Annotated in this window: 15 protein-coding genes; 6 read left to right on the top strand and 9 right to left on the bottom strand. The window is 72.8% G+C overall.

What is annotated here, in order from left to right; all coding sequences use genetic code 11:
- Positions 1-40 precede the first annotated feature (40 nt).
- The 4 genes from SRB17_RS06790 to SRB17_RS06775 all read left to right on the top strand — a co-directional run bounded on the left by SRB17_RS06790 (position 41) and on the right by SRB17_RS06775 (position 3783).
- Positions 41-274: a hypothetical protein gene (locus tag SRB17_RS06790; protein ID WP_153535354.1), complete on the top strand. Its 234-nt coding sequence runs from the start codon at positions 41-43 to the stop codon at positions 272-274.
- A gap of 34 nt (positions 275-308) precedes the next feature.
- On the top strand, positions 309-1118 hold the full coding sequence (locus tag SRB17_RS06785; protein WP_323375087.1) for an SURF1 family protein: 810 nt from the start codon (positions 309-311) through the stop codon (positions 1116-1118).
- Between the two features lie 119 nt (positions 1119-1237).
- Positions 1238-3022 (top strand): glycoside hydrolase family 15 protein, encoded by a 1785-nt coding sequence (locus tag SRB17_RS06780; RefSeq protein WP_323375086.1) that lies wholly within the window; start codon positions 1238-1240, stop codon positions 3020-3022.
- A gap of 5 nt (positions 3023-3027) precedes the next feature.
- The gene (locus SRB17_RS06775; protein ID WP_153535347.1) at positions 3028-3783 is read left to right on the top strand and encodes an SDR family oxidoreductase; all 756 of its coding nucleotides are present in this window, start codon (positions 3028-3030) and stop codon (positions 3781-3783) included.
- Between the two features lie 12 nt (positions 3784-3795).
- On the opposite strand, the gene amaP is transcribed toward SRB17_RS06775, so the two are convergent.
- The 5 genes from amaP to SRB17_RS06750 are packed head-to-tail and all read right to left on the bottom strand — an operon-like array spanning position 3796 to position 6071.
- Positions 3796-4377 carry an alkaline shock response membrane anchor protein AmaP gene (gene amaP / locus SRB17_RS06770; RefSeq protein WP_153535345.1) on the bottom strand — a complete coding sequence of 194 codons (582 nt, stop codon included), beginning with the start codon at positions 4375-4377 and terminating at the stop codon, positions 3796-3798.
- Between the two features lie 5 nt (positions 4378-4382).
- Positions 4383-4997 (bottom strand): DUF6286 domain-containing protein, encoded by a 615-nt coding sequence (locus SRB17_RS06765; protein WP_228395838.1) that lies wholly within the window; start codon positions 4995-4997, stop codon positions 4383-4385.
- Positions 4997-5353 carry a hypothetical protein gene (locus SRB17_RS06760; RefSeq protein WP_323375085.1) on the bottom strand — a complete coding sequence of 119 codons (357 nt, stop codon included), beginning with the start codon at positions 5351-5353 and terminating at the stop codon, positions 4997-4999. The genes SRB17_RS06765 and SRB17_RS06760 overlap by 1 nt, the downstream gene beginning before the upstream one ends.
- 6 nt (positions 5354-5359) lie before the next feature.
- Positions 5360-5554, bottom strand: coding sequence for a hypothetical protein (locus tag SRB17_RS06755; RefSeq protein WP_153535343.1), 195 nt, complete (start codon positions 5552-5554; stop codon positions 5360-5362).
- Positions 5555-5600: 46 nt separating this feature from the next.
- Positions 5601-6071, bottom strand: coding sequence for an Asp23/Gls24 family envelope stress response protein (locus SRB17_RS06750; RefSeq protein WP_153535341.1), 471 nt, complete (start codon positions 6069-6071; stop codon positions 5601-5603).
- Positions 6072-6167: 96 nt separating this feature from the next.
- On the opposite strand from SRB17_RS06750, the gene SRB17_RS06745 reads away from it, so the two are divergent.
- Positions 6168-6890, top strand: coding sequence for a nucleopolyhedrovirus P10 family protein (locus SRB17_RS06745; RefSeq protein ID WP_153535339.1), 723 nt, complete (start codon positions 6168-6170; stop codon positions 6888-6890).
- A 37-nt stretch (positions 6891-6927) separates the two neighbouring features.
- On the opposite strand, the gene SRB17_RS06740 is transcribed toward SRB17_RS06745, so the two are convergent.
- The 3 genes from SRB17_RS06740 to SRB17_RS06730 form a co-directional block, all read right to left on the bottom strand.
- Entirely contained in the window at positions 6928-7731 is an 804-nt protein-coding gene (locus SRB17_RS06740) for an enoyl-CoA hydratase/isomerase family protein (protein ID WP_153535337.1), read from the bottom strand.
- A 126-nt stretch (positions 7732-7857) separates the two neighbouring features.
- Positions 7858-8079 (bottom strand): helix-turn-helix domain-containing protein, encoded by a 222-nt coding sequence (locus SRB17_RS06735; RefSeq protein ID WP_004002281.1) that lies wholly within the window; start codon positions 8077-8079, stop codon positions 7858-7860.
- A 323-nt stretch (positions 8080-8402) separates the two neighbouring features.
- Positions 8403-10001: an ABC-F family ATP-binding cassette domain-containing protein gene (locus tag SRB17_RS06730; protein WP_323375084.1), complete on the bottom strand. Its 1599-nt coding sequence runs from the start codon at positions 9999-10001 to the stop codon at positions 8403-8405.
- Between the two features lie 733 nt (positions 10002-10734).
- Here SRB17_RS06730 and SRB17_RS06725 point away from each other — a divergent pair.
- The gene (locus SRB17_RS06725; protein WP_153535332.1) at positions 10735-11148 is read left to right on the top strand and encodes a VOC family protein; all 414 of its coding nucleotides are present in this window, start codon (positions 10735-10737) and stop codon (positions 11146-11148) included.
- 16 nt (positions 11149-11164) lie between these two features.
- Here the strand turns inward: SRB17_RS06725 and SRB17_RS06720 are convergent, their stop codons facing one another.
- Entirely contained in the window at positions 11165-12580 is a 1416-nt protein-coding gene (locus SRB17_RS06720) for a hypothetical protein (protein ID WP_228395837.1), read from the bottom strand.
- Positions 12581-12860: the final 280 nt, after the last annotated feature.

The raw sequence follows: 12860 nt of genomic DNA, 5'->3' as shown, positions 1-12860 counted from the left end.
CCGCTCGCCGGGCGCCGGGCGACGGCCCACCCTGTGGCGCATGGCGAAATGCGAAGTTTGCGGCAATGACTACGGGATGACCTTCGAGGTCCACGCACAGGGCTCGGTGCACGTCTTCGACTGCTTCTCCTGCGCGATCCACCGGATGGCCCCGATCTGCGAGCACTGCCGGGTGCAGATCATCGGCCAGGGCGTCGAGGCCGACGGCCGGTTCTACTGCGGAGCCCACTGCGCCCGCGCCGAGGGGAAGGTGGGCATCGTCGACCGGGTGTGACCCGGTACCCGCCTGAATGCACCCCACGGCCCGGATGTACCGTCGTGGGGTGCACCGCTACCGCTTCCTGTTGTCCCGCCAGTGGGTGATCCTCAGCATCGTCGCGATCGCGCTGATCCCGACGATGATCAGGCTGGGCTTCTGGCAGCAGCACCGGTACGAGGAGCGCACCGCCCGGAACGACCTGGTCGCCTCGGCGCTGCACGCCAAGCCGGTCCCGGTCGAGGACCTCTCCTCCCCCGGGCACGCCGTGACCCGCACGGAGAAGTACCGCACGGTCACCGCGACCGGCACCTTCGACACCGCCCACGAGGTCGTGGTCCGGCGCCGGACCAACTCCGACGACGAGGTCGGCTTCCATGTGCTCACCCCGCTCGTCCTGACCGACGGCAAGATCCTCCTCGTCAACCGCGGCTGGATCCCCGCGGACGGCGCCCAGACCGCCTTCCCGAAGGTCCCCGCCCCGCCGTCCGGCCGGACCACCATCACCGGGCGGCTGATGGCCGACGAGACGACCGCGGCGAGCGGCATCAAGAACGTCAAGGGCCTCCCCGACCGGCAGATCATGCTGATCAACAGCGCGGAGGAGGCGCACCGGCTCGGCGCGCAGGTGCTCGGCGGCTATGTCGAGCAGACGGCGCCCACGCCCAAGGACGGCCCGGAGCAGATCTCCGACCCCGGCAGCGAGGACGCCCCGCTGAACTACGCGTACATGATCCAGTGGTGGCTGTTCGCCGCGGGCGTCCCGGTCGGCTGGTGGTTCCTGGTCCGGCGGGAGATCCGCGACCGGGAAGAGGCCGCGGCGCAGGCGGAGCCGGAGGAGAGCGCACCGGTCACCGTGTGACCGGGAAGCGCGACGAGGAAGCAGCGCGGAGAAACACCACAGGGGAGCACCGCGGGGAACGGTCACTCCCCCGGCGCACCACCTGATTGGCCCTCTGGCCCGCCGGGAAACCGGAACCCGTGAACGCGCGCATCGAGGACTACGCACTCATCGGTGACGAGCAGACCGCCGCGCTGGTCGGCAAGGACGGCTCGATCGACTGGCTGTGCCTGCCCCGCTTCGACTCCGGCGCCTGCTTCGCCCGGCTGCTGGGCGGCGAGGACCACGGCTACTGGCGGATCGCCCCCGGGGGAGCCGACACCTGCGCGCGCCGCGCCTACCGGCAGGACACCCTCGTTCTGGACACCGAGTGGGAGACCCCGGACGGCACGGTCCGGGTCACCGACCTGATGCCGCAGCGCGACCGCGCCCCCGACGTCGTACGCATCGTCGAAGGCGTCAGCGGCCGGGTCACCGTCCGCAGCACCCTGCGTCTGCGCTTCGACTACGGCTCGATCATGCCGTGGGTGCGCCGCGCGGACGGGCACCGGGTGGCCGTCGCGGGCCCGGACTCGGTCTGGCTGCGCTCCGAGCCCGCCGTGCACACCTGGGGCGAGGACTTCGGCACCCACTCCGAGTTCACCGTCGCCGAGGGCGAGCGGGTGGCGTTCGTGCTCACCTGGCACCCCTCGCACGAGGAGCGCCCGCCGCTCAACGACCCCTTGGAGGCCCTGGAGTGCAGCGTCGCCGACTGGCAGCGCTGGGCACGGCAGTGCTGTTATCAGGGGCCCCACCGGGACGTGGTCGTCCGCTCCCTGATCACCCTCAAGGCCCTCACCTACGTCCCGACCGGCGGGATCGTCGCCGCGGCGACCACCTCGCTGCCGGAGAAGCCGGGCGGGGTGCGCAACTGGGACTACCGGTACTGCTGGCTGCGCGACGCCACGCTCACCCTCGGCGCGCTGCTCACCGCCGGCTATCACGAGGAGGCCTCGGCCTGGCGCGACTGGCTGCTGCGCGCGGTCGCCGGCAACCCGGCCGACCTGCAGATCATGTACGGCGTCGCGGGCGAGCGGCGGCTGCCGGAGATGGAGCTGTCCTGGCTCCCCGGCTTCGCCGACTCCGCCCCCGTACGCATCGGCAACGGCGCCGTCGAACAGCTCCAGCTCGACGTGTACGGCGAGGTGATGGACTCGCTCGCCCTGGCCCGCAGCTCGGGCCTGTCCCCGCGGCCGCACATGTGGGCGATGCAGCGTGCCCTGATGGGCTTCCTGGAGTCGGCGTGGCGCCGGCCCGACGAGGGCCTGTGGGAGGTGCGCGGCGGCCGGCAGCAGTTCGTGCACTCCAAGGTGATGGTGTGGGTGGCCGCCGACCGGGCCGTGAAGACGCTGGAGCAGTACAAGGACCTCAAGGGCGACCTGGAGGGCTGGCGCAGATTCCGCGACGAGGTCCACGCGGAGGTGTGCGAGAAGGGCTACGACCACGAGCGCAACACCTTCACCCAGTACTACGGCTCCCGCGAGCTCGACGCGGCGCTGCTGCTCATCCCGCGCGTCGGCTTCCTGCCGCCCGACGACCCGCGGGTGGTCGGCACGGTCGACGCGATCCGCGACGACCTCGGGCACGGCGGCTTCCTGCGCCGCTACGACACCGAGGACTCGGTGGTGGACGGGCTGCCGTCCGGCGAGGGTGCCTTCGTGGCCTGTTCGTTCTGGCTGGCCGACGCCCTGTATCTGACGGGCCGCAAGGACGAGGCCCGGGAGCTGTTCGACCGGCTGGTGTGCCTGGTCAACGACGTGGGGCTGCTGGCCGAGGAGTACGACCCCGTCCACGACCGCCAGCTGGGCAACTTCCCGCAGGCCTTCAGTCACATCGCGCTGGTGAACACCGCCCTCACGCTGTTCGGCGACGACCAGGCAGGATAGGGGCCATGGATCTTGGACTGAAGGACCGGGTGTACGTCGTCACCGGGGCGACCCGCGGGCTGGGCAACGCCGCCGCGCGGGAACTCGTCGCCGACGGGGCGAAGGTCGTGATCAGCGGCCGGGACGGGAAGCGGGTGGCCGACGCCGCCGCCGAACTGGGCGCGAACGCGGTGGGCGTGAGCGTGCACAACGCCGACCCCGAGGCGCCGGAGCGGCTGATCGCGGCCGCGCGTGAGCACTTCGGCGGCCTGCACGGCGTCCTGGTGAGCGTGGGCGGGCCGGCGCCGGGGTTCGCCGCGGACAACACCGACGAGCAGTGGCGCGACGCGTTCGAGTCGGTTTTCCTCGGTGCGGTCCGGCTCGCTCGCGCGGCGGCTGCCGAGCTGGAGCCGGGCGGGGTGATCGGATTCGTGCTGTCCGCGTCGGTGCACGAGCCGATTCCCGGCCTGACCATCTCCAACGGGCTGCGGCCGGGGCTCGCCGGGTTCGCCAAGTCCCTCGCCGACGAGCTGGGGCCGCGCGGGATCCGGGTGCTGGGGCTGCTGCCGTCGCGCATCGACACGGATCGCGTGCGCGAGCTCGACGCGCTGTCGGCGGATCCCGAGGCCACCCGGGCCGCGAACGAGTCCCGGATTCCGTTGCGGAGGTACGGGACGCCGGAGGAGTTCGGGAAGGTCGCGGCGTTCCTGCTCTCTCCGGCGGCCTCTTATCTGAGTGGGGTCATGCTGCCTGTGGACGGCGGGATGCGGCACGGGTTCTAGGGGGCATCGCGGTCAAGTGACCCGTTCCGCGCGGTGCTTGACCCCCCGTAGCCGTACCTCTGCCGGAAGCGAAGGCAAGCGGGCCGACCGGCGGGCGTGGGTCAGGGCCTTGGCCGTGAACTCGGTCAGGGCCGTTGCCGGATCCACGTGTGGCTCCAGCTGGAGCCACACCCTTGCCGTGGGTGCCGTACGGCGGCCCCGCAGGAGGATCTCCGTGTGGGCGACGCCCTCCTGCTGTACGGCGTCCCGGGCCAGGGCCGATTCCAGGGCCCTGGCGCGCAGGAGGGCGGACTCGTCGTCGCCGGTGTCGATCAGGATCTCGGTCAGCCTGCGGCGCCGCAGGACCGTCGTGAGCCACCACAGGGCGAGCAGGACGACGACGGCGAGGGCGGCGATGACCGCCGGCCACCACCAGCCCCTGCCGCGCCAGTGGGTGCGCTCGGCGTTCGTGAGCAGGACGTCGTGCGGGCCGGTGTGGATCCACCAGGAGGGCGGTGGCGCGCCCAGTCCGACGGCCAGCACCGCGCCGCCGAGCGCGAGCAGGAGCAGGCCGACGAGGGCCAGCAGGACGCGGTTGAGGCCGCCGGTGCGCATCGTCCTCACCCCTTCCGCCCAGGCCGGGACACCTGCAGCGACAGCTTGGGCTGCCGGGTCAGGCCGAGGCCCCGGATCGCGTCCGTGAGCACGGTGTCCAGGTCGGCGCGTACCTCGTCCAGGTCACGGAAGTGCGAGACGGCACGGACATCGGTCCTGGCGCGGCGCATCCGGACCCGGACCGACCGGACCCCGGACACGTCCATGGCCCGGTCGCGGAGCAGGAGCGCCGCCGCGTCGCGCCGGAGCGCTGCCCGGACATCGGGGTGCGGGCGCCGCATGGGCAGCAGTGCGCGCAGGCCGGGCGTGACAGCGAGGGCGATCAGCCACAGGCCGAGTACGACGGCGACGGCCGCGCCGGTCAGCACCCAGGTGTCGTCCAGCGGCCGTTCGGCCAGTTGCCGGGCGAGTGCGCGGCGCCAGCGCATCGCGGGGTGGTGGGCCCGTACGGCGGCGATGTCGTACAGCAGCAGGCCGGCGCCGGCCAGCAGCGCGAGCGCGACGAGGGCGGCCGGGACGCGGCGCGGCGACCAGAAACGGCCGCTGCCCTCCGCGGGGGCGGGCGGGGTGGTTCCGGGCTCCTTGTCGAGGGTGGGGGTGGTCGACCGCGGTTCGCTCATCACGCCCTCCCGTGCGGTGCCGGGTGCAGCCGTTCGACCTGGACGGCGACCTCGGGCACCTCCATGTCCACCAAGGCGCCTACCCGCTCGGTGACATGGCGACGCACGGCGGCGCAGTGGGCGCCGATGTCGCAGGGGTAGCCGAGTTCGAGGTGGACACGGACGCGGGCCGCCTGCCGGTTCACGACGACCACGGCGTGCGGGGCGGCCGCCTCGGCGGGCAGCGGCGGCAGCGCCTCCCGGGCGGCCTGCGCGGCGATCTTCGCCACGACCCGGTCGGCGATCCAGGTGGCGCCGCGCTCGCCCGGCGGCACGAGGGCCGACGGCGGGCGCGCCGCGCCGGTCTCGGCACTCACCCGCGGTCACCGCCGCCGGTCGCGCCGGTCGCCACGGGTGCGGAAGAAGTCCCCCAGTTCGAGGTCGCCCTCCGCGAACCGGCCGACGACGAACCCGATCGCGCCCAGCGCCGCCACCAGTAGAAAGGCGGCGAAGCCGCCGAAGTACCCGGCGAAGCCCAGCGCCATTCCGGCGATCATGCCGACCACGGCCATGCTCATGGTGCGCTCCTCAGCTCGTCAGGCGTGCAGGGTCCGGGACCGGGGCTCACTGGATCCGGGGCTCCGGCTCTTCTTCCTCTTCCTCGGGCAGTTTGACGTCGCTCACCGCGATGTTGACCTCGACCACCTCGAGTCCGGCCATGCGTTCCACGGCGGTGATCACGTTCTCCCGCACGGCGTGGGCGACATCGCCGATCGAGACGCCGTAGTCCACGACGATCTCCAGGTCGAGCGCCGTCTGCACCTCGCCGACCTCGGCCTTCACGCCCCGGGTGACCGACTTGGAGCCGCCGGGCACCCGGTCGCGCACGGCACCGAAGGTGCGGGCCAGGCCGCTGCCCAGGGCGTGGACACCGACCACGTCCCGGGCCGCGAGAGCGGCGATCTTCTCCACGACGCCGTCGGCGATGGTCGTCCGTCCACGGGTCGCGGGGTCTCCGCCGCCGCGCCGGGTCGCCTTACGGGTCGAAACCTGCGGCTCCTGCTCGTCCTCGGGGGTCGTCGTCATATCGGTCATCGCCGTACGTCCCTTTCGGTCGTCCCCTTCGATCGTCCTCGACCACCGTAAGCAAGGTTCCCCCTCCGCGCGCCGGTGATACGGCAGGCTGGAGGAATGACGGCGGACCGGTGGACACAGGTGGTGCGGCGCCAGATCGGGCTGGGCAGACTGCTGCCGCTCGGCGGGCCGCGTGACGGCGCCTGGATCGCGGAGGCCGCGGCCGCGGCGGTGCTGGAGCGCGCGGTGGCGGAGGGGCTGCCCGGGGTGCGGCTCGGTGCGCTGCGGCTCGCGCTCGCCGATCCGGAAGAGGCGCCCGAGCCCGTCGTACCGGCTCCGCCGAGCGCGCTGCCGCCGGGCCCACTGCGGCTGACGGCGGACTTCGCCGCGACGGCCGCCGAGCCACTGCCGGCGGTGACGTCCGGGCTACGGCGGACACTGGCGACGGCCGCGACGGAGCGGCTCGGGCTCGCGGTGACGGAGGTGGACCTGCGGGTCACCGACCTGCTGGAGGTGGCGGAGCCGGCCGCCGAGGTGCGTGCACCGCAGCCGGTATCCGCACGGGAGCCCACGGACCCGGACGAGGTCCGGGTGGCCGCGGCCGCGCTGTCCGTCCCCGGGGTGACCGCACTGACGGGCTCCCTCGGCGGTCTCGGCCGGGCGGTCCACCTGGAGGAACGCACGGCCGCTACGGCACTGCCGCACCGGCACGCGCGCGTGGAGCTGGCGACCGGCGCGGACCGCCGGGCCGTCGAGGTGGCCCGGCAGGTGCGTACGGCCGTGACGGCCGCGCTGGAGGACAGGCCGACGGTGGCGGTGCTGGTGACGGCGGTCGGCTGAGCGGTGACCGGCGCCGGTTGCCCTGCCGGCGCAGGGGTCATTCGCCGAGGCCGGCCAGATCCCTGAGTCGCCGGGCCTGAGCAGCCCGCTCCGCCGCACGCTGCTCGTCGTACGTACGATCCACGGCACCCTGCAACAACGCCTTGGTCTCGACCACGGCGTCCCGCGGCGCAGCCAGCAGCGCGGCCGCCAAGTCCCGCACGGCCTCGTCCAGTTGGTCACCGGGCACGGCCACGTTGGCCAGCCCCGACGCCACCGACTCCGCAGCGCCGACGAACCGTCCGGTCGCGCAGATCTCGAGCGCGCGGGCGTACCCGACGAGACCGACCAGCGGGTGAGTGCCGGTCAGATCGGGGACGAGGCCGAGGCTGGTCTCGCGCATGGCGAACTGCACGTCGTCCGCGACGACCCGCAGATCGCACGCGAGCGCGAGCTGGAAGCCGGCCCCGATGGCGTGCCCCTGGACGGCGGCGATGGACACGATGTCGCTGCGCCGCCACCAGGTGAACGCCTCCTGGAACTCGGCGATGCTCGCGTCGAGCCCGGCGTCGTCACGGCGCGCGAGTTCGATGAAGGTCGACTCGCCCGGGATCCCCTCCGGGGTGAACATCTGCCGGTCGAGACCGGCGGAGAAGGACCTGCCCTCACCGCGCAGCACGACGACACGGACGGAGCCCGGCAGCAGCCGGCCGGCCTCGGTGAGCGCCCGCCACAGGGCGGGGCTCTGCGCGTTGCGCTTGGCCGGATTGGTCAGCGTCACCGTGGCGAGCGCGTCGTCGACGGTGAGCCGTACGCCGTCCTTGTCGAGTGCAGGAGCGAGGTCCTGGTCGGGCGAAGCCATGGGGCGCCTCCGATGGGTGCGGTCATCACACAGTGCCGTTGCGGCATGCTAAGTGACTGCACAGTAACCACCCGGTCGACCAGTCTGCCGACCGGGTGGCCACCATCGAAGGCGGACCGCCCGGCGTCAGGACGATGCGGCCTTCTTGCCCCGGGTCGCTCCGCCACGCCCACGAAGCGTGACGCCCGACTCACTGAGCATCCGGTGCACGAAGCCATACGAGCGGCCGGTCTCCTCGGCCAGCGCCCGGATGCTCGCACCGGAGTCGTACTTCTTCTTCAGGTCTGCCGCGAGCTTGTCGCGCGCGGCGCCGGTCACCCGGCTGCCCTTCTTCAGAGTCTCGGCCACCCGTGCCTCCTCATGGGAAGTGCGCTCTGGTCTCCTCATGATCACCCCTCTTGGGCGTGATGGCCACCCATTCGGCAAGGTCCGTGAGACATCGTTGTGACGACAGGAGTGGATCCCCACAAGCGGAATCAAGGATTCCAGGGGGTGGTGTCCAGGGGGCCGAACGGGTGGATCCGCGAAGTGCCAGGTCAGGGACGCGCGACGGCCGATCCCTTGGCGCGCAAGGGATCGGCCGGGAAATCCGTGTACGACACACCTCGATACGAGGAGATCTCACACAGATGATGGATCACCGATGAGCCGAATGATCCATACGCAGTGGATCACGCCAGGGCGACGAGGTCCGCGTAGTCGGAACCCCACAGGTCCTCGACGCCGTCCGGCAGCAGGATGATCCGCTCCGGCTGGAGGGCCTCGACGGCGCCCTCGTCGTGCGTGACGAGGACGACCGCGCCCTTGTAGGTGCGCAGGGCGCCGAGGATCTCCTCGCGGCTGGCGGGGTCGAGGTTGTTGGTCGGCTCGTCGAGCAGGAGCACGTTCGCCGAGGAGACCACCAGGGTCGCCAGGGCGAGACGGGTCTTCTCACCGCCGGAGAGGACGCCGGCCGGCTTGTCGACGTCGTCGCCGGAGAACAGGAACGAGCCCAGCACCTTGCGGACCTCGACCAGGTCCATGTCGGGGGCGGCCGAGCGCATGTTCTCCAGGACCGTGCGGTCGGCGTCCAGGGTCTCGTGCTCCTGGGCGTAGTAGCCGAGCTTGAGGCCGTGGCCGGCGACGACCTGGCCGGTGTCCGGCTTCTCGACGCCGGCGAGCAGGCGCAGCAGCGTGGTCTTGCCCGCGCCGTTGAGGCCGAGGATGACCACCCGGGAGCCCTTGTCGATGGCGAGGTCGACGTCGGTGAAGATCTCCAGCGAGCCGTACGACTTCGACAGGCTCTCGGCCGTCAGCGGGGTCTTGCCGCAGGGCGCGGGCTCCGGGAAGCGCAGCTTGGCGACCTTGTCGGACATCCGGACCGCTTCGAGGCCGGAGAGCAGCTTCTCGGCCCGGCGGGCCATGTTCTGCGCGGCGACCGTCTTGGTGGCCTTGGCGCGCATCTTGTCGGCCTGGGCGTTGAGGGCGGCGGCCTTCTTCTCCGCGTTGGCCCGCTCCCGCTTGCGGCGCTTCTCGTCGGCCTCGCGCTGCTGCTGGTAGAGCTTCCAGCCCATGTTGTAGATGTCGATCGCGGACCGGTTGGCGTCCAGGTAGAACACCTTGTTGACCACGGTGTCGACGAGATCGACATCGTGACTGATGACGATGAAGCCGCCGCGGTAGGTCTTCAGGTAGTCCCGCAGCCAGATGATCGAGTCCGCGTCGAGGTGGTTGGTCGGCTCGTCGAGGAGCAGGGTGTCCGCGTCCGAGAACAGGATGCGGGCCAGTTCGATACGGCGGCGCTGACCGCCGGAGAGGGTGTGCAGCGGCTGACCGAGGACCCGGTCGGGCAGGTTCAGCGCGGCGGCGATGGTGGCGGCCTCGGCCTCGGCCGAGTACCCGCCCTTGGTGAGGAACTCGGTCTCCTGGCGCTCGTACTGCTTGAGGGCCTTCTCGCGGGTGCCGCCCTTGCCGTTCGCGATCCGCTCCTCGTTCTCGCGCATCTTGCGGATCAGTACGTCGAGCCCGCGCGCGGACAGGATCCGGTCCCGGGCGAGGACGTCGAGGTCGCCGGTGCGGGGGTCCTGGGGGAGGTAGCCGACCTCGCCGGAGCGGGTGATCTGGCCGGAGGCCGGGATGCCCTCGCCGGCCAGGCACTTGGTGAGGGTGGTCTTGCCGGCGCCGTTGCGGCCGACGAGTCCGATGCGGTCGCCCTTGGCGACACGGAAGGTGGCGTTCTCGATGAGGACGCGCGCACCGGCGCGCAGCTCGATACCGGAGGCGGAGATCACGGACAGACTCCAGGGCGTACAGGGATTGGCGGGTGGGCGGCTGAGGACGTTCCCGCCGTCTAATGCGCGAGGAGAATGGCCATGGGGAGAAGTCTAACGGGGGCATGCAAGCTGTTTTTCTACGTCCGCGCGTTCGGTCCGTGCTGCGGAGATCGGCACGGAAGATCGTCGCCGAACGGCGTGCGGTCCGGTGTGGTCCGCCCGAGGTCGTCCAGGGCGACGAGCTGCCCGGTCCGGGCGCCCTGCGCGCACGGCCGGGCGATCAGCGGGGCCGCACCGCGCCGTGATGCGGTACGCGGTGACGCGGTACGGGGTGACCACCTCGAGGATGCCGTGGCCGAGGGGGCGCAGTACGCCGGTGCCGCCGTCGGCGCCGGTCAGCAGCCCGTCCTCCCACAGCGCGATCGCCTCCACGCGCGTGGCCCGCACGGCGACGGGCCGACGCCCCACGCGCGTGTACCGCCGGCGCGGTGGGACGGCGAGTCCTGGTTCGCTCGGGGCGGCTGCCACCGCCCCGCCGCCGCAGCGCGCCGCACCGTACGTCCACGTCTCCGGCGTCACCCGGCCCCGAACCCCCGAACGTGCGACTCCCCACCCTCACGCTCAGGGCTGCCGCAGGGCTGCCGGAACGGCGGTACGAAGCGGTGCGGCACCTTTCCGCCGGGGCGTTGTCAGTGGCGGCTGCAAGACTGAACGGGACGCCACGGAACCGACACACGAAGGAGTGATCGGCATGGCAGGCACGGGCGGCGGACGGCCGAGTCTCTACCCCACGCTGCTGTACGGGGACGCGAAGGCGGCGATCAAGCAGCTCACGGAGGCCCTCGGCTTCACCGAGCTGTCGGTGTACGAGACGCAGGACGGCAAGGTGATGCACGCCGAGCTGGTCCAGGGCAACGGCGCGGTGATGATCGGCTCCAAGGGCCGCGGCGGCCTCTTCGACACGGCGATGAAGGACGCGGGGCCCGCCGGGGTGTACGTGGTCGTGGACGACGTGGACGCCCACCACCAACGGGCCCTGGAGCACGGCGTGGAGATCCTGATGCCCCCGACGGACCAGGACTACGGCTCGCGGGACTACATGGCCCGGGACGCCGAGGGCAACATCTGGAGCTTCGGGACGTACGCCCCCGAGATAGGAGCCTGAGCGGCCCCCGCGCCGCTCATCCTCCGGTGTGCACCTGGAAGGCGGCCCGGCGCACGGCCTTGGCCAGGGCCGGGTCGGGATGCGCGGCGGCGAGCGCGACCAGGACCTGCACGGTACGCGGGTGCCCGACGGCGCGGACCTCGTCGAGCATCTGGGGGACGGTGGGCTGCACCGCGGACTCCAGATGCCGGACCAGCATCGGCGACTCGCCGTGGTCGGCGACGGCGGCGGCCGTGTCCACCCACAGCCAGGTCGCCTCCTGCCGGGTGAGGACCTCGTGGGCGTCCTCCGGGTCGATCCCGTCGTGCTCGGCGAGCCACAGCAGGGCGTAGGGCCGCAGGGCCGGCTCGTCCACGACGGCGCGCACGTCGGGCTCGGCGGGGGCGCCCACGACGCGCAGCGCCTCGAAGGCCAGGCCGCGCAGCAGGGCGTCCTCGCCGCGCGCGGCGTGGATCAGCTCGGTGACGGCGGCGCCGACCGTGCGGGCGGCGAGCCACGCGCGGTATTCGGCGCGGGCGGCGTTGGGGCGGAGCTGGGCGCAGCCGCGGAGCATGTCCTCGGCGGACTGCTCGATGTTGCCGGCCGGGCTCTGCGCGGCCACGCAGATCTGCTCCAGCTTGACCCACACCGCCCAGCTGCCCAGCGGGGTGAGGGTGGCCTGGCCGTCGCCGTAGGTCAGCGCGCCGACCGAGGCGAGGGCCCGCAGCGCCCAGTCGAGGAGGGGTTCGAGCGGGGTGTCGCCGGCGGGCGCGGTGTCTTCCGCGACGGCGGCCGTGCGGTCCCCCGGGTCCGGGGCGCCGGCCGCCGGGCCCGAGTGCCCCGGCTCGGAGGCCCCCCGCGCTTCCGACACCACAGGCTGTGCGGAGCCGGGCTCGGACGGCTGCCGGGCCGCCGGCACGGTCGGCCGGGCGGACCCGGACTCGCCGGGCTGCTCGCCGCCCGGCTCGTAGGGCACCTCGCAGCGCTCGGTGCGCAGTTCGGTGACCCGCTGCTGCAGCAGGTCGAGGAGCTGCTCCACCGGGACGGGCCCGGCGGACAGCTGGAGGAAGGAGAGCACCTGCGGCATGGCCGAGACGACCTCGGCGACGGCGGCCGGCTCGTGCTCCTCGGATTCCGGGGAGGCGAGCGACCAGGCGTCGAAGAGGGCGACCCAGCCGCGCAGTACGGCGCTGTCGTCGCGGTCCCAGGCGCGCAGCCGCCAGCCGGGGCGCGCGCTGTCGCCGTGCACCTCGACGAGTCCGGCGAGGCGTGCGGTGTCCCAGTCGGTGCGGATCTGATCGACGCTCAGGCCCAGGTCGGCGGCGGCGCGTCGGGCCGTGGAGTCGGAGAGGGTGGCCTTGCCGTCGGCGGTGGCGCCGTCGCTGCCGGGGCCGAGTGCGGCGTCGGCCCAGCGGGCGACCCGGACCGGGCCGGCCAGCCCGCTGCGGGCCATTCCAGCCAGTTCCGCGGGGGCCGGCGTGCCCTCCGGAGGCCGGGGTGCGGCGCGGCGCGGGCGCCGCTGGTTCACAGCTCTGGGGGCGGCGGCCAGGGGTCGCGGTCGGACGAGTCGGAGCCTGGAGTCGCGCGGGATACGGGACGTCACGGGTGCAGTCTTCCGGTTGACGGTCCGAAAACCCAAACGGAATGTCACGCCGGGCGACGGGGCTGGCCAAGGCACGGGGTCCGGGGCGGGGGAAGGAGTCGTGATCAGGCCAGTCGTACGGCCTTAAACG

It is taken from the genome of Streptomyces sp. RB17, from assembly GCF_009604455.1.
Classification (GTDB): Bacteria; Actinomycetota; Actinomycetes; order Streptomycetales; family Streptomycetaceae; genus Streptomyces.
Note: the sequence above shows the minus strand (reverse complement) of the source record. Positions and strands in the feature narration are given on the sequence as shown.